The sequence below is a fragment of the Kandleria sp. genome (genome assembly GCF_017934775.1).
GTDB classification, from domain to species: Bacteria; Bacillota_I; Bacilli_A; order Erysipelotrichales; family Coprobacillaceae; genus Kandleria; species Kandleria vitulina.
The window spans coordinates 1-15991 of record NZ_JAGBIX010000067.1; the positions used below are offsets into that span (position 1 = coordinate 1).

The 15991-nt window shown below is 32.0% G+C and carries 14 protein-coding genes; 1 reads left to right on the top strand and 13 read right to left on the bottom strand.

Annotation, left to right across the window (positions count from 1 at the left end; all coding sequences use genetic code 11):
• Positions 1–1767: 1767 nt before the first annotated feature.
• The 7 genes from J6L95_RS07290 to J6L95_RS07320 all read right to left on the bottom strand — a co-directional run bounded on the left by J6L95_RS07290 (position 1768) and on the right by J6L95_RS07320 (position 11260).
• Positions 1768–3489, bottom strand: a complete 1722-nt coding sequence (locus J6L95_RS07290) for a protein kinase domain-containing protein (RefSeq protein ID WP_287458607.1) — start codon at positions 3487–3489, stop codon at positions 1768–1770.
• Complete coding sequence (locus J6L95_RS07295) at positions 3461–5329, bottom strand: protein kinase domain-containing protein (protein WP_287458608.1); 1869 nt, start codon at positions 5327–5329, stop codon at positions 3461–3463. Before J6L95_RS07295 ends, J6L95_RS07290 begins: the two co-directional genes overlap by 29 nt.
• Before the next feature lie 15 nt (positions 5330–5344).
• Positions 5345–5899 carry an FHA domain-containing protein gene (locus tag J6L95_RS07300; RefSeq protein ID WP_287458609.1) on the bottom strand — a complete coding sequence of 185 codons (555 nt, stop codon included), beginning with the start codon at positions 5897–5899 and terminating at the stop codon, positions 5345–5347.
• Complete coding sequence (locus tag J6L95_RS07305; RefSeq protein WP_287458610.1) at positions 5886–6902, bottom strand: helix-turn-helix transcriptional regulator; 1017 nt, start codon at positions 6900–6902, stop codon at positions 5886–5888. The genes J6L95_RS07300 and J6L95_RS07305 overlap by 14 nt, the downstream gene beginning before the upstream one ends.
• Before the next feature lie 493 nt (positions 6903–7395).
• Positions 7396–8115, bottom strand: a complete 720-nt coding sequence (locus J6L95_RS07310) for a DUF554 domain-containing protein (RefSeq protein WP_287458611.1) — start codon at positions 8113–8115, stop codon at positions 7396–7398.
• A 182-nt stretch (positions 8116–8297) separates the two neighbouring features.
• Complete coding sequence (gene guaA, locus J6L95_RS07315) at positions 8298–9842, bottom strand: glutamine-hydrolyzing GMP synthase (protein WP_287458612.1); 1545 nt, start codon at positions 9840–9842, stop codon at positions 8298–8300.
• A 149-nt stretch (positions 9843–9991) separates the two neighbouring features.
• Positions 9992–11260 carry an adenylosuccinate synthase gene (locus tag J6L95_RS07320; protein WP_287458613.1) on the bottom strand — a complete coding sequence of 423 codons (1269 nt, stop codon included), beginning with the start codon at positions 11258–11260 and terminating at the stop codon, positions 9992–9994.
• A 110-nt stretch (positions 11261–11370) separates the two neighbouring features.
• Here J6L95_RS07320 and J6L95_RS07325 point away from each other — a divergent pair, with 110 nt between their 5' ends.
• Complete coding sequence (locus J6L95_RS07325) at positions 11371–12249, top strand: LysR family transcriptional regulator (RefSeq protein ID WP_287458614.1); 879 nt, start codon at positions 11371–11373, stop codon at positions 12247–12249.
• Positions 12250–12290: 41 nt separating this feature from the next.
• On the opposite strand, the gene J6L95_RS07330 is transcribed toward J6L95_RS07325, so the two are convergent.
• From J6L95_RS07330 to J6L95_RS07350, 6 genes are all read right to left on the bottom strand, one after another.
• Positions 12291–12617 (bottom strand): hypothetical protein, encoded by a 327-nt coding sequence (locus tag J6L95_RS07330; protein ID WP_287458615.1) that lies wholly within the window; start codon positions 12615–12617, stop codon positions 12291–12293.
• A 9-nt stretch (positions 12618–12626) separates the two neighbouring features.
• Positions 12627–12794 carry a nucleotidyltransferase domain-containing protein gene (locus tag J6L95_RS07335; RefSeq protein WP_287458616.1) on the bottom strand — a complete coding sequence of 56 codons (168 nt, stop codon included), beginning with the start codon at positions 12792–12794 and terminating at the stop codon, positions 12627–12629.
• A gap of 42 nt (positions 12795–12836) precedes the next feature.
• The gene (locus J6L95_RS07340; RefSeq protein WP_287458617.1) at positions 12837–13649 is read right to left on the bottom strand and encodes a hypothetical protein; all 813 of its coding nucleotides are present in this window, start codon (positions 13647–13649) and stop codon (positions 12837–12839) included.
• A gap of 220 nt (positions 13650–13869) precedes the next feature.
• Positions 13870–14145, bottom strand: a complete 276-nt coding sequence (locus J6L95_RS10890; protein WP_353806805.1) for an integrase core domain-containing protein — start codon at positions 14143–14145, stop codon at positions 13870–13872.
• 541 nt (positions 14146–14686) lie between these two features.
• Positions 14687–14893, bottom strand: coding sequence for a hypothetical protein (locus J6L95_RS07345; protein ID WP_287458618.1), 207 nt, complete (start codon positions 14891–14893; stop codon positions 14687–14689).
• A gap of 153 nt (positions 14894–15046) precedes the next feature.
• Positions 15047–15922 (bottom strand): Ig-like domain-containing protein, encoded by an 876-nt coding sequence (locus tag J6L95_RS07350; RefSeq protein WP_287458619.1) that lies wholly within the window; start codon positions 15920–15922, stop codon positions 15047–15049.
• Positions 15923–15991: the final 69 nt, after the last annotated feature.

The following is a 15991-nucleotide window of genomic DNA, read 5'->3' on the forward strand; positions in this document are numbered from 1 at the left end:
AATGATTCATGGGTATACTCCTTTGTGGTTGTTTTGTTTGCAGAAATCATTCTACAAGGAATATACCTTTTTTGTCTATTGAATAACGTCAGATAAAATTCGACAAAACGAATTTACACAAAAAATTTTACACTATGTTTTTTTACACTGTCAAGCTTTCAAATCAGCATTTATTTATTAATACCAATTATTCAATAATCCAATAAAACAAAATATGTTATTCTATCAATGATTTTATATAAATTTTACACCTCCCTCTTTCATCTCTTTCAAGTGTAATCAAATTGTACACTACCAATAAATAGTTGATTTCAGGTCAAGTTTACACTTTTTTCTTGATTATTTTTTTCTTTAAATAATGCGTTGAAAACAATCTAAATTAAGAACAACTTGTGTTATTTCAAACGATAAAGATTTTCTTATATGAACGTTTCGCTTGATAAATCACTACGTTATGAGAGATGCCTATGTAATCTATTTGAAAGAGTGTATATAAATAACCGGCAATCCCTAAGAAGATATATTTGTGAAGCGCAATAATAAAAAAACATTCAAAACCCGCTAATTAATAAACGGGTTTTGAATGTAAATTACTATTTAAATAATGATGACTTTCCAATAATCAAACAAAAAGATTGTAAACATACAGAAAACATCAGATATTAAGCAATCTAAAAAGCATTATTATAATTTGTGAGTATTTTATAACAGATGAATAGATAAAGCGTACAAGGAAATATACAAAATCGGTCAATTTGAGAATTACAGATCGTTCTAATAAATGAAATTTCTTGACAAAATCCATAAGTGTTATCACTACTTGACAACACTAACACTAATGTCCTAGTTGATCTAATGAGATTAATTCAATATTAGGTGACTTCTGAATATTACATCGCATAGATACACAATATTTTCACATTTATGTTCATGAAATGATATCTTAAAATACACTAACTCATAAAAAATTTCTTTCTATAAATGGATTTGCGTATCGCGACAGCTACATTACTTAATTCTATTCTAAGAAAAAAGTTTAATTTATAAGCTAGGTCTGTTTCGTGCGAATATTGGATTTGCTGTAATATAATAATAAATTCATATAAATAATGAGAAATAGACATCAACCATAAAATGGTGTAAGCCTAATTATTAAATATTTCAGTAACATAACAACTTCAATTTAGTCATTGAACAGCATTATTCCATATTTACATAAAGCTAGTGAAAAAGGACCAATATCAGCACACTGATATCGGTCCTTACCAATTAATATCTATTTTTTCTTTTCCGTTTTATTTAGAAGACATTTTACGACGACTAGTAACAAACTCTCGTTTAGTTCATAAAACGTTACAGTAATAGATCTAAAACTATGTACACTTTAAAATATCCGAACATTTCCACTTAATATTAATCTTAAGTCTCTTTTCTGGAATAATTATATGGAAACATACAGCAAATAATTATAACTCTTTCTTGCTTCTATAATTTTGTATATGCTTCTCAAAACAAAAGAATAAATGAACAATACATTTTTGTATTTTCTCACCAATGTGTCCAACATCACACTTTCAGTAAATGTTATCTTAATTTCATTGCCACCAAATTCATATCATAGTTTATTTTATTCGATTTCCACTAATTATTATAACTACACCTTATTATGAAACACTTTAAAAAACATATTAAAGAAAACTACTTAACATCATATTTTCGGTGCAACCAATTTAAACCACTAATCAGTAATCTTTTCACACTATTTTTTTACCTTTGATTATTAACCCTAGCAACTACTCTTTCTCTAATAATCCAAAAAGTAACAAATACTATTCCGAACACCCCAACCTTTTTGAAATCAATACCCCACATCATAAAACGAAATTTGTTAAGAGCTTTTATTTGAATCATAGGCCAATAATAAAAAAATGGTCGTGGTGATATTATTAAAGAAATATAGCATAAATAAACAATTCCCCAAAAGAATCGACTTTTCTTTAATACCATTTGAGAAGTTCTTCTTTCTGTTATTGATAAAAAATAATAATCATAAAAAAATACTACAGCAAGTGAAAAAAAAGCAATTGAAATCCAATCATATGAATAATAATGATACAATCTCACACCTGTATTTAATTGATACAAAGAAATAATATTCAAAACTAACGCAAGCATTCCAAACACCCCTGAAGCTAATCCTGAAGAAACTAACATTACTATGATTACGAACAGGACGTACCAAGAAAAAGAATTAGTAAACAAGTAATATAATCCTATAAATAGCATAATAGCGTTTGTTATAGCTGTATCTTTATTTAATATTTTTTGAACCCCTTTCGTAATGCACATAATGATAAATATGTATTCTATCAAGGAAAACTTTATAATCATCTCATGTACAATTAACAACTTCCCTGAAATCGCGCCTAAAAAAACAAAAATTATAGCAATCATTAAGGTTATAATTTTATGCTCTTTTTTATACGTTATACTTTTGTTGAATATAAGACATCCTATATCAACCAACATTTCTTCTATCGATTGATATCGCAAATTAGGAGCATACATGCATGCCTTAACAATAATATTGTAAAATTCATCAGAAATACAATCATTTTCAGGCTTTGGTAGAACATAACCATTGCTGTATTGAGCATCCATATTAGCATAATATGCATTTGAATCAGGGAATTTAAAATGGTTAGCTAACACATATAACATCATTCCAAAAGAGTAAATATCGGCTGTATAATCGTAAACATCACTATCTAACATTCCGCAAACCTCAGGTGCAGCGTATCCTTTCGTAAAGGCAACCGTACGCGCAAAACCATCCTGCGTTTTTTTTGCTATACCAAAATCACCTAACTTATATACTTTTTTCTTTTCGGAATAGAAAATGTTTTCCAGCTTAATATCTCTATGTAAAATATTATTTTCATGTACTTTTTGAAGTGCAATTCCAATGTCATATGCAATTTTCAGAATTTCATTTTCATCTCCATAATAAAGATCATTTGGTGTGATTTTTATTTTCCCATGATCAATCGTGTTAATTACGGCAGGAAGCTTTTCCATTACAATAAACTGCAATTTCAAAATTGACCCAGAATTATCTTCTGGTTTGTCTTTAACCACAGAAAGGATATTTTCATTTGAGTCAAATACTACCCAAATTTCTGTATGATTATATATTTTTACAAAATAATCATTATAACGATTAATATTCTCTTGCAATTCAATAGTTTTATTAAAAAAATCTGAATCTACATTTTGGTTAAAAAAGCCAATTACTTTTATGGCATAACCCGGCTTATGTTTACGCCTAGTAAAAGCTTCATATACATTAGCTGAGCTACCTTTTCCCAAAGTTTTAATAGTTCCGTTTTTTTGTAAAATAGAATACTTTTTAAACGGTAATTCCATTTTATCTAGTGTAATTAATATTTTTTCTATTTCCTCATTTGTCCACAGGTTCATCACTATCATTTTCCTCTTCTATGTCAAGATCCAAAAGATCATATCGATACATATTAAAAAAATGCACTAAATATATTCCCAATCCAATTCTCACGAACGGGATTTTTTGGTCCAAAATCAAAATATCTTTTTTACTTATAAAATTAATTATTAAAATAACAATTCCAACAAATAAAAGAATAATACTGAAATCTTCTATTAAAGAAATCACTTTTTCTCCATCAGATTCATTTCCAGTATAATCCACTCTGAGATATAAATAATCTTCAATTATTCCAACAAAGCCAATAACGGCGAACCAACCAAGACTAAAGTTATTCAAAAAAGGAATAATAAAAAATTTAAGACCATTACATTGCATGAGCCATAGAATAGCTCCAATTGCGCATCCTGCAGAAACTATAGGAAGGCCGAGTACACAAATGACTATGCCTACAATATATAGAGAGTTTATTCCATTTGAGAATAGTAATAAAATCATTAAGCCTATTACAAAAACACCAAATTCAATATGCAATTCTTTTATAGTTTGAAATATACTCTCAATAAAAAAAAGAACAGGAATTATCATCAGTAACCTTTCATCAATATGACCATTACCTCCATAAAAAGCTTTAAATACATAAAATGACATTATAATAATTAACATGAACCTCCAAAATGTCGAATAATAATAATCTTCTTGTGCACTTTTTTTTAATTCAAAAATATCTTTACGTGTTAAATACATCTCTTTGTCAAAACTTTTTACAAATTCTTTTTCATTATTTAATGGTCCTTCAAATTTATGAACAGATTCATCTAACACCTCATCATCACAATATATCTCTGTTTCAATATCATCGTATTCCTCATTATTCTTTTCTTGAAAACTAAAGTCACTCAATTGCTTTATATCACTGAGAACCTCTTCCATTGACTGATATCTATCCTCTGGATAAAAACTACACATTTTTCTAATAATTCTCGTCATTTTTTCAGAAGCATGTGCTGGAGCTGGAACAATAAAATTTTCCTCATATTGGATAAAGCTTGCTCTATATGAATCAGATCCAGGAAATTTTAAATCATTAAAAAGCAAATAAAGAGTTATACCAAAAGAATAAATGTCTGCTGTTTTATTATAAAAATCTTGCAACCTTTTCTCTATCTCTGGTGCACCATACCCATTTGTAAAAAGAATTGTTTCTGCGTTACCGTTATCAACATGTCTAACTGTACCAAAATCACCAAGCTTATATTTTTCAGTATCTGAATCCCAAAAGATATTTTCTAACTTTATATCTCTATGCAGAAAACCGTTATTATGAATAATTGAAATGGTTTCTCCAATTTGTACTGCAAAATCAATAATGGATTTCTCATCCTTCAACCTATCACCTACAATTGAGACACTTCCAAATTTATCCTTCTCTAATATATTGTCGAGTCTCTCCATCAATACCATTTGAATAGATAATCCTTCCACATCATTAAATGTAGGATCATCCATATTTACAACTGATAATATGTTATTATCTTCATCAACAAGTATTTTTACAATCCACAATGCAATAATACGTACAATATTCTCTGATTGCTCGTTTAAGAAATACTGACTTTGAGAAGAAACGACAACATCTTCAATGTCAATTTGTTCCCCAGTATTTCCCATAATCTTTAAGGCGTAATACCTATTTTTTATTTGTGTATCACACAATTCATAAACATATGAGGTACCCCCCACGCCAATCAAATTTAACTGTTTATTATTGTCGACAGACTTACATAAAGTTAGGGGACTAAAAAATCCGCTATCTTCTAATTGAAGCAAATATCTTTCTACACTTGATCGATCTAAACTCAACATTTTTTTCACCCTTAGTTAATTTATCTCTATATTCATGTCTCCAATCATATATGTTAATTCATTCATATAAATAGCAATTCCATTTTCCTGGTTAATAACTGTTCCCTTTACAGGATTCAGTAATTCTATCTTATTATTTTGTGTTATAAAACACATCCGATTTATTGCTTTAGAATCCACGATTTTCCAACATCCATCAATACTCTTTTGTGTGTACAACCCCCATACAGTCTTTCCATTTATTACTTCTTTATTTCCACCACCAAATACAAAAACATCACCATCATTTAACATCACTGGTTTGATTCTTCCTCTTAATCCTTTATCAATATGTTTGTGATTGTAGAAAGTACCATTTTTACCATAATAATCAATATAAAACCATACTCCATCCATATTTTGAAATTTCCCATGTTTTCTACTCACTGTATATGAATGTAACTTAATATCTGGATAATTTCCTTTTGATGGCCTTCCTATTTCCCAAACATTTTTATCATCCAAAGAATAGGATCTCAATTGTCCATTTTCAATCAATATTAATATATTACTTTTTTTACCACTCATCATTTTCCATCTCCGGCAATTCACTGATAAAAGATTCTACCTCAGGTAAATCAAATTCTTCGAATACTTCTCTAGCATATCTACATAGTTCATCCGGATCAAATTCTTCCATGTCTGAATCAAGCATGTTATTCAAACTTGCATTCTCAACAATAAACATCACAATGCTTTCAAAAATATTTTTTGCACAAAGTGGTTCCATATGTGCCAATTGAAGCATTTCATCTATTTGTTCTAAATCCATACTTAGATGTAAGCCCAGCGAAATAATCTTGTTTCTTGTAGGGTACCATTTTTTTTGTCTAATTGCGGAAACACATTGTCTTAAAGATGAAGACCACATTTGCCCATCTGCAAATTCATTAACACTCGCGCCTAAATTAAGGTGATTAGCCTTTATATACATCATTACATATGAATAAAACTTATGATATGCTGTCAAAAAAATTTCAGAATTTTCAATAATAAATTTTTCTAGCTCATCTTCATCTTTTATATCAGAAAGTTTTTCATCAAAAATTACAGTACATACATCTAAAGAATTATCATCATGAAAAATATTATCTTTTATCTTATCTAAAATATAATTGTATTTTTCTAATGTTTTTTCTCCATATTTTTGTTCTAAGACAAATATACAAACACAGTCTTCTAAACTTTTTACATAAAGTTCAGGATAACGACCATATCTTTGTAATAATTGGTTAAGTTTCTCTCTATCATATCCCGCAACCATACCTATTCTAAGAAATGTTTCTCGATTCTTAGGTATAGCTCCTTTACACCATTTATTTACGGACATACGACTAACACCACTCAACTGAGCAAATTTAGATTTTGTTAATCCACTCTCTTCAATAATTTCATTGATTTTTTTGGCCCACTGTTCCTGCAGTGTTTTAATCATAGGAAACACTTGTTCTTTTAATTCTTCAATATCCTCACACTTTGATATCTTATCCTTAATAACCACTGTTTTTAAATTTGTATATTTTATCTGATCCAACTTTTTTTCTCCTTCCGCATAAAAACCAAACAAAATTTCCAATTATATACTAAGTATTATTTTTTACATTAATCGAAAAAAATGCTCATACTATTATTATTTCCAATAAAGATTATAACATATAAAAAAATATTTTACTTTTCTTCTAATACATTTTATTAGCAATTACTGAAAACCTTGTTGCTTCGATGCGATATTCAAAATTAACTTTATCAAGTCATCTGATATCCTCCTTTACATTATTTTTAAATTCAGCATTTGCTGATAATTGCATTATAAAATAAATAAAGTACAGTGTTTTCAGACTAAGTTTACATACGTTTCACATTACAAACAATGTGATAGAACTCAATAATAGAACTTTTAAAAAGTAAATTTCAATTCAAAATTGATATAATATAAACAAAAAACTACAAGCAATGATAAGCTTGTAGTTTTTTGTTTCAGTATTTTTGAGTCGACTTTTATAGAATTAAGACCAAACTGCAATATATCAAATATGAATAAAAGCTGCCACAACAGCAAGCACTACAGCTGGAAGCATGTTTGCGACTCTTACTTTCTTACCAAAAACCAGATTTAGTCCAACACAAAAAATTAATATTGAACCAATCAAAGAAAGATAATTCATAGCTAAATCTGTCATGATGGGTTTAAGGAATGTTGCAAAAATAGTGATCAAGCCTTCAAATAAAAAAACTGGAATTGCGGAAAAACCACATCCCTTTCCTAGTGAACAAGTCATCACCATGATAATAATAAAGTCCAGAATCGCTTTTGTTGCAAGAATCGACCAGTTTCCTAGAATTCCATCTTGAATGGCACCAACGATAGCCATAGCACCAATACATACTGTCAGTGATGCTGTAACAAATGCATTGACGAAGTCCTTGTCTTTAGCATTTCCTGTCTTTATTTTTAACCATTCTCCAAAATGTTCAAACTGTCCTTCTATGTTTATTAACTCACCAATCAGTGTACCAAGTGCAAGACATATTGTCACAAGCATAGATTGTCCGCTGTTTATTACGCCATTATTGATAGTCAGCATTCCCTCCATTGCCCCAGCAATTCCAATAAACATTACGCTAATTCCACAAGTGCCCATTATCGATTTTTGATGTCTTGGATTTAATAGACTTCCAAAGAAATATCCTGATAAACCACCTAATACAATTCCTGCTGTGTTTATCAATGTACCTAATCCAATCATAATAAAGTGATCACCTTCAGTTCTTTCCTAATAAATGAATTGTAATACACATATTCGTTTTAAAATGTTTTTATCAATTCTATATACCATTACAATTAATGTCAATATAAAAAATGCTTATTATTTGTGTAACAAAAAAGACCTGAAATCGTGTAATAACACACGACTTAGGTCTTATTCTTTTATTCAAATTCAATAGTTCCTGGTGGTTTAGATGTAATATCATACATTACTCTATTAACACCACGCACTTCATTGATGATTCTTGACATAACTTTATTTAATACTTCAAATGGAATATTAGCAGCTTCAGCTGTCATGAAATCAATTGTATTAACGGCACGTAAAGCGACAGCGTAGTCATAAGTTCTTTCATCACCCATGACACCTACTGACTGCATATTAGTAAGAGCTGCGAAATACTGTCCGATTGAACGATCAAGTCCAGCTTTTGCGATTTCTTCTCTATAGATTGCATCAGCATCCTGTACAATCTTAACTTTATCAGCAGTAACTTCACCAATGATTCTGATACCAAGTCCAGGTCCTGGGAATGGCTGTCTGAATACTAGGTATTCAGGGATACCAAGCTGAAGACCGACTTTACGTACTTCATCTTTAAATAAATCTCTTAATGGTTCAATGATTTCCTTGAAATCTACATGATCAGGTAATCCACCAACGTTGTGATGTGATTTGATCACTGCAGATTCTCCACCTAATCCTGATTCTACGACATCAGGATAGATTGTACCCTGTACTAAGAAATCAACAGCACCAATCTTTTTAGCTTCTTCTTCAAAAACTCTGATGAATTCTTCACCAATAATCTTTCTCTTCTGTTCAGGTTCTGTTACACCCTTTAATTTAGAATAATAACGTTCCTGAGCATTGACTCTAATAAAGTTCAAGTCATAAGCACCCTGTTCTCCAAAGACTGCTTCGACTTCATCTCCTTCATTTTTTCTAAGTAAACCATGATCCACAAAGACACATGTCAACTGCTTACCTACTGCTTTTGAAAGCAATACTGCCGCAACTGATGAATCTACACCACCAGATAATGCACAAAGAACTTTACCGTTCCCTACTTTTTCTCTGATAGCTTTGATCTGTGCTTCTACAAAGTTACTCATGATCCAGTCACCTTGACACTTACAGACATTCATGACAAAGTTTCTGATCATCTTTGTTCCTTCTTCAGTATGTAGAACTTCAGGATGGAACTGAATACCATATAATGGATTTTCTTTTGATTCAAATGCTGCCACAGGACAGTTGTCAGAATGAGCAACTGAAACAAATTCTTCTCCTAACTGTGAGATGTAATCAAAATGACTCATCCATACAGTAGAAGATGGCTTACATCCTTCAAATAATGCAGAATTTGTATCAAATTCAACCTGTGTCTTGCCATATTCTCTAAAGTCAGCTCTTTCAACTTTTCCACCTAAAAGATGCTGCATAAGCTGTGCCCCGTAACAAAGTCCGAGTACAGGAATTCCTAACTTAAACAGCTCTTTAGAATAGGTAGCTGCTCCTTCTTCATAACAGCTATCTGGTCCACCCGTTAGGATGATTCCCTTAGGATTCATGGCTTTGATTTTCTCTATATCAATCTTGTAAGAATAGATCTCACAATAGACCTGACATTCTCTGACACGTCTAGCGACCAACTGATTATATTGTCCACCAAAGTCAATGACAATCATTAATTCGTTTTTCATAAGGCCTCCTATCACAATATTTCCAGAAGAAATTATTATTTCTCCTAAAGATTATTCAAATATTACACTATTCATATAAGCAATTCAATGAAAAATGAGAATAAATATTTTTTATAAAAAAGCAAGTGTTCAAAACACTTACTTTTCTACTAGAAAACTTCTTTAAGAACAATTGTCTGTTTTCTATCTGGACCTACTGAGAACATAGTAATTGGACAATGTACTAATTCTTCAATACGTCTAATATAATTCTGACAATTTACTGGTAATTCTTCAAATGAAGTTACTCCTGTAATATCTTCATCCCATCCTGGCATTTCTTCAAAGACAGGTTCACATCTTTCAAGATCTTCAACACATGCAGGCAATGAATGAATTTCTTCTCCATCAAGCTTGTAAGCAGTACATAATTTTAATGTTGGCAATCCTGTCAATACATCCAATAACATTAATGAAATACCAGTTAATGATGCCATTCTACGAGACTGATTAACTACAACACTATCAAACCATCCTACTCTTCTTGGACGTTTAGTAACTGTACCGTATTCATGACCTTTTTCTCTAATATGATCAGCCATTTCACCTTCAATTTCAGTTGGGAATGCACCAGCACCAACTCTAGTTGTATAAGCTTTAACAATACCTACAACTTCATCAAGGTATAAAGGACCAATTGACGCACCAGAACATACGCCATTAGCACCAGGGTTAGATGATGTAACATATGGATAAGTACCATAATCAATATCAAGCATAGTTCCCTGTGCTCCTTCAAATAAGACTTTCTTATTGTCTCTAAATGCATCATCAAGATAAGCTCCAGTATCACATACTAAAGGTTTCATGATTTTTGCATATTCTTTATATTCTTCAAATAACGCATCAGCATCTACATCTAAATCAGGATATAGCTTCTTCTTGAATGCTACGACTGAATGAACTTTTTTATTAAAACGTTCTTCATTGATGAAATCTCCCATACGGATTCCACATCTATCATATTTATCTACATAAGCAGGGCCAATTCCTCTACCAGTAGTACCAATAGCTGCATCTCCTCTTAAAGATTCTTCCATTGCATCAATTGCAATATGATAAGGTAAGATAATATGTGCACGATCAGAAATATGAATACGATCAGTATTGATTCCTGCATCATTTAAATATTTCACTTCTTCAAGGAATGCTTTAGGGTTAATAACCATACCATTCCCCATAACAACATCTCCACCTGTAAAAATCCCACTTGGAATAAGTCTCAATGCAAATTTCTTTCCATCATAAACAATAGTATGACCTGCATTATTTCCTCCTGAATATCTCACTACAATATCTGCTTTTTGTGAAAGATAATCGGTAATTTTACCTTTACCTTCATCTCCCCATTGACTACCTACAACGACAACTCCTGCCATGTTTTTCATCCTCTCTTTATGCGTCAATTGACTTTTTTACAAGAACATTATACGATATCTTCAAGTATAAGTAAAATTAATATATAAGTATTTTATTATAAGGAGAGCTTATGAGTAACATTAAACTAGAACAATATAAAATATTTAGAGAAGCTGCTTTTACCTTATCTTTTTCACAGGCCGCTAGAAATCTATACATTACCCAGTCAGCAGTAAGTCAGACAATTACCCTATTGGAGAAAGAATTGGATACTTCTTTATTCATTCGTCATCGTAAAGGGGTAACCTTAACAAAAGAAGGTGAAATGCTTTATCATAAGATTTCTCAAGCATTATCTTTAATTACTAATGCTGAAAATGAACTTGCCAACTATAAGACATTAACGGGAGGAGAACTGATCATTGGTGCTGGGGATTCTTTATGTGAACATTATCTGATTCCTTATCTTGTGTCTTTTAGAGAACGTTATCCTCAAGTACATATAAAAGTAGTCAATGGAACAACTGGTGAAACAATCAAGCTATTAAAAAGCGGGACAATCGACTTGGCTTTTGTCAATATGCCCTTAATAGATGATCGTCTTCATGTAAAAAGCTGTTTTACTGTACATGATATCTTCGTTTCAGGAACAAAGGATACCCATACTTACTCTTATGAAGAAATAGCAACTAAGAATCTGATTTTATTAGAAACACTTTCTAATTCCCGTCATTTTATTGATAACTACTTTTCTAAACATGGTATCTTATTAAAACCTGCCATGGAACTAGGGGCACATACACTGCTCTTAAAGTTTGCACAATATAAACTGGGAATATCATGTGTCATCAAGGAGTTCTCTAAAGAAGAATTAGATAATAATAAAGTCTTTGAACTTGATATCAATCCCCCTTTGCCAGCTCGTTCTATCGGTTATGCGTCACTTAAAAACATGGCCTTGTCTGCAGCAGCATTGAAATTTATTGAACTTATTGAAGAAGGCTTATAATGCTACAAATTCAGATTGAGAATGAACCATTCCCTAGGATTCTATAACTCATTACAATTTGTTATGTCATCATCTGCAACCCTTTGTAAATACTTAATTTGCAGATGTTTTACTTTCCCTTGTGTTATATCTGCTCCTTCGTCATACTCTTTCATAGAATCCTGTACAGGTACATCAGCAAAAATATCCTTATCTTCACCCTTCATTTTGGAAACATAGTCATCAGGAGCATTTCTATACCAATCAACGGAAAAAATCAGTTCAAATGACATAGGATAAACAAAAGACCTACAGACGCTTTGTCTTACAATGCTCATTTCAATTCCTGTTGCCGGTCCATTCGCGTTTAACTCAACCACCATATCCATATAGATTTTTTAAACCATATCCGATATGGAATCCTTCACTACAACGATCAAATCTATGTTGCTCTTTGCCGGATTATAACATTCCATAACAGCAGAACCATGCAGATATACTCCTACCAGATTACCCTTTAAGATTTCTTTTGATTTATCTACAAAAATACTCATAACTGTAACCATTTTTCTTCGTCCTAATCTAGAATAATATTTCAATATAATTTTTCAACATTCTCTGCTTTTTACAAACTCATATACCTTTTCTGACCAACTCCAGATATCCTTACAATCATTTTCTAAATAAAATGTTCTACTCTCCAACTCATATGGAATGATTGCTTCAAACACCTCTCTTTTTGCGGATGGAATAATAATTGTATCTACCCAGTCTGATAGTATCACTTCCTCCTTAATCTTCAGCGGTAATACACCCTCAAATGTCGTATTAGGATGGCTAATAATATTATCATACTTAAAAAAGAACCTTACTCCTGGAGTGAAATTCACACTTAAATCCGCCTCGGTAGGGAAACGCTTCATTTTTCTCTCCATGACTAATCTGTCTCCAGCTTGACAATTTCCCCAAGCAAACATTACATAATCAAAATAATCCTCTGGATCATTAGCAGCATTTCTATCTTCTGCTTTAAGCATTGAGGCGGATACTCCTCTCCATTTAGTAGGAGCTTGGAGCGAACCACATTTAAAAATACTAATAGCATTTTCAACAGGGGCCGTATGACAAACATAATCTGTCATACATCCTTTATACTTAGGGCAAGCTACACACTCTGTTATCTTTTCCGGAACATTTACACGTTTACCAGATTCATATGTTTTCTTATATTCTTCAATCGCTTTTAAAATGTTATGATCAGCCTCAATAAAACATTCCCTACCATTTTGTTTTTCATAATTTTCAAAATCCAATACCGTTTGGATTTCCCATTCTGTAATGACAGGATAATTTGCAAGTTTTTTATAAAAGACTCCATCCCAGCATTCAGTACAATCAAAATCACCTATTTTAATCAACATGTATAATTACATCCCCCTTATTTCATCATTTAATTCTGCCAAAGTTGCTCATTGGCTTATTGAATACACCTGTAGCACTTCGCCATAAGTCTGACTATAGAATTCTTCTATCAGAAATCCACCACAGTTCTTGATTACTACCGCTGAAGCAAGGTTATCTTTATCACAAGAAACCAGCACTGGTACTATGTCAAGATTTAGAATAACTTAAACATCTGTATCAGTAACTTACAGCTCTCATCATTTCATCACTTGAATTGGCAAACGCCAATCTATTGTTGGTGTATTCCTGTTCATACTGACTGGGCGAAAGATATCCACAGTGTGAATGTATTCGAAATGTATTATAGAATCCTTCTATGTATTCAAATACCAGACTTTTTGCATGATAGTGGTCCTGTATGTCATGGTCATTCAGGCATTCCCTCTTTATGAGCGCATACCAGCTTTCGATGCATGCATTGTCCCAAGGATTTGCCTTCGGGAATAGCTTCACATCATTCCATCCGTCAGTTCCTTTTTCAGACGGGCATTTTCCTTGGCCACGTCACTGGAATAGTTGCCTGATCCTCGTACTTCAACGATGTTGTTGGCCTTGTTTTTTTATCCATCCGCCGATGGTTGTTTCGTGAACACCGAACTTCTTGCCCATGCTGACAAGAGTCTCATCCTGATGGCTTTCCCAGTACTCGGTAACTCCTTTTTTGAATTCAAGATCATAGGTCATGTTTTTTGAGTCATAAGAAAAAGATTTCCTCTCTTCTTTTTCTATTATTATCCTAGTTATATTGTATCATCAATTGCCAATTCATACAGATGTTTAATCTGTTCTATTTATCTACTAGCTCCACCAGATGAACTGCTGGATTTCAGCAGTCACGTAAAAAGCTATTACCTTCTCAAGAAGTTCGCCCCATGGATGCTCTACAAGCGTCCTTCAGATGACCTCTTCGATCCCAACAGGAAAAAGAAATACAATTGGTTATGCATCATTAAAAACTGCAGCCTTATCAGCTGCAGCCTTAAAATTCATTGCCTTAATCGAAGAGTAGATATCCATGATGCAAAAGCAAGATAATCCCACAAACATAACGCCCTGGTGAAGCAACATATTTATAGAACCATAACAAGTTGTTGTCCATATTGCGAAAATACATACCTTCATAAATATGACAAAATACTACAAATGCTACTAATAACACTGTTAATACACCAAATAAAATCACATGATTTTTACTTTTCATGAAATATCACCTTCCTTATTATATTTAAATTATACACATATTATATCTATATACAAAGTAAAAAACGCTTATTATTTCAATTTTTTTAAATCAATCAATTCCTATAAAACCAATACTTTTATCATACAAAAAACTGATGGAGACCCTTCTCCATCAGTTTTGATTTGTTTGTGCTTTCTTCTTTTCTTCAGCTTTTTTCTTTTTGTCGGCTTTCTTTTTCTCATCAGCCTTTTTCTTTTCTTCAGCTTTCTTCTTAGCCTGATAATTTGCATACTTCTTAGCCTGCTGTGCTTTCTTGTAGGCTTCTTCTCTCTTCTTGCGATCTTCAGCACGTTCTGATTTCCAAGAATCATCACCATCATCTGTTTCACCGATCTTATTGCCGGCGACTTTCTTTTTGGTAATATTGAACTCATAACTAGTTGAACCAGTATAAGCCCCCTTGCCAGTAATAATAATTGTGGCAATACCAATCTTTTTATTGTTTTTATACTGTACTGTATAATCTGTATTTAAGACCAGACGCTGTCTTTTATTATTTCTGATTATCACTGTCGGTCTTTTTTCTTTTCCATCATAAACAAATGTTTTTGGAGAAATAGTAATCTGGAATTCTGAAATGTTTGTAGATGATTTATCACCTGTCTCCGATGCAACACTCTTTGATGAGTTTTCTGTGTAGATGACAACATCTCGCTTAAAGTTTGAGCTTACATCAACAGACACATATTTTTCCTGATCTCCTACTTTAGCAACAATGGAAGCACTGCCTTCACCGACAGCTTCAATTTGTCCATGACTGTTTACAGTTGCAACCTTTTCCTTAGTTGTTGACCAAGTAATCTTGCTTGCATCAGCACCAGTAGCTCCAATTGTATATTTACATCCCGTTCTCATTTCTATATTGGTGAATGCTAAATTGAAATCTACCTCTTGTTCCACTTTCTTTGTCTGCTTTTTTTGTGCAGAACATCCTATCAAGGTAAGGGATACTAGGCAAATTGCTGCAAAACGTAGTATTGTTTTCATAAAATAATACCCCCATATAGATATTATTATAAACGAAATGAAATAAAAGAGAAAGAGAAAAGAAGTCCC

Bases quoted from the DNA above. Each gene is read 5' to 3' on its own strand.
- J6L95_RS07290 (WP_287458607.1), bottom strand. From the start codon at position 3,489: ATGATAGTGATGAACCTGTGGACAAATGAGGAAATAGAAAAAATATTA.
- J6L95_RS07295 (WP_287458608.1), bottom strand. From the start codon at position 5,329: ATGTTGAGTTTAGATCGATCAAGTGTAGAAAGATATTTGCTTCAATTA.
- J6L95_RS07300 (WP_287458609.1), bottom strand. From the start codon at position 5,899: ATGATGAGTGGTAAAAAAAGTAATATATTAATATTGATTGAAAATGGA.
- J6L95_RS07310 (WP_287458611.1), bottom strand. From the start codon at position 8,115: ATGATTGGATTAGGTACATTGATAAACACAGCAGGAATTGTATTAGGT.
- guaA (WP_287458612.1), bottom strand. From the start codon at position 9,842: ATGAAAAACGAATTAATGATTGTCATTGACTTTGGTGGACAATATAAT.
- J6L95_RS07320 (WP_287458613.1), bottom strand. From the start codon at position 11,260: ATGGCAGGAGTTGTCGTTGTAGGTAGTCAATGGGGAGATGAAGGTAAA.
- J6L95_RS07325 (WP_287458614.1), top strand. From the start codon at position 11,371: ATGAGTAACATTAAACTAGAACAATATAAAATATTTAGAGAAGCTGCT.
- J6L95_RS07330 (WP_287458615.1), bottom strand. From the start codon at position 12,617: ATGGATATGGTGGTTGAGTTAAACGCGAATGGACCGGCAACAGGAATT.
- J6L95_RS07335 (WP_287458616.1), bottom strand. From the start codon at position 12,794: ATGGTTACAGTTATGAGTATTTTTGTAGATAAATCAAAAGAAATCTTA.
- J6L95_RS07340 (WP_287458617.1), bottom strand. From the start codon at position 13,649: ATGTTGATTAAAATAGGTGATTTTGATTGTACTGAATGCTGGGATGGA.
- J6L95_RS07345 (WP_287458618.1), bottom strand. From the start codon at position 14,893: ATGAAAAGTAAAAATCATGTGATTTTATTTGGTGTATTAACAGTGTTA.
- J6L95_RS07350 (WP_287458619.1), bottom strand. From the start codon at position 15,922: ATGAAAACAATACTACGTTTTGCAGCAATTTGCCTAGTATCCCTTACC.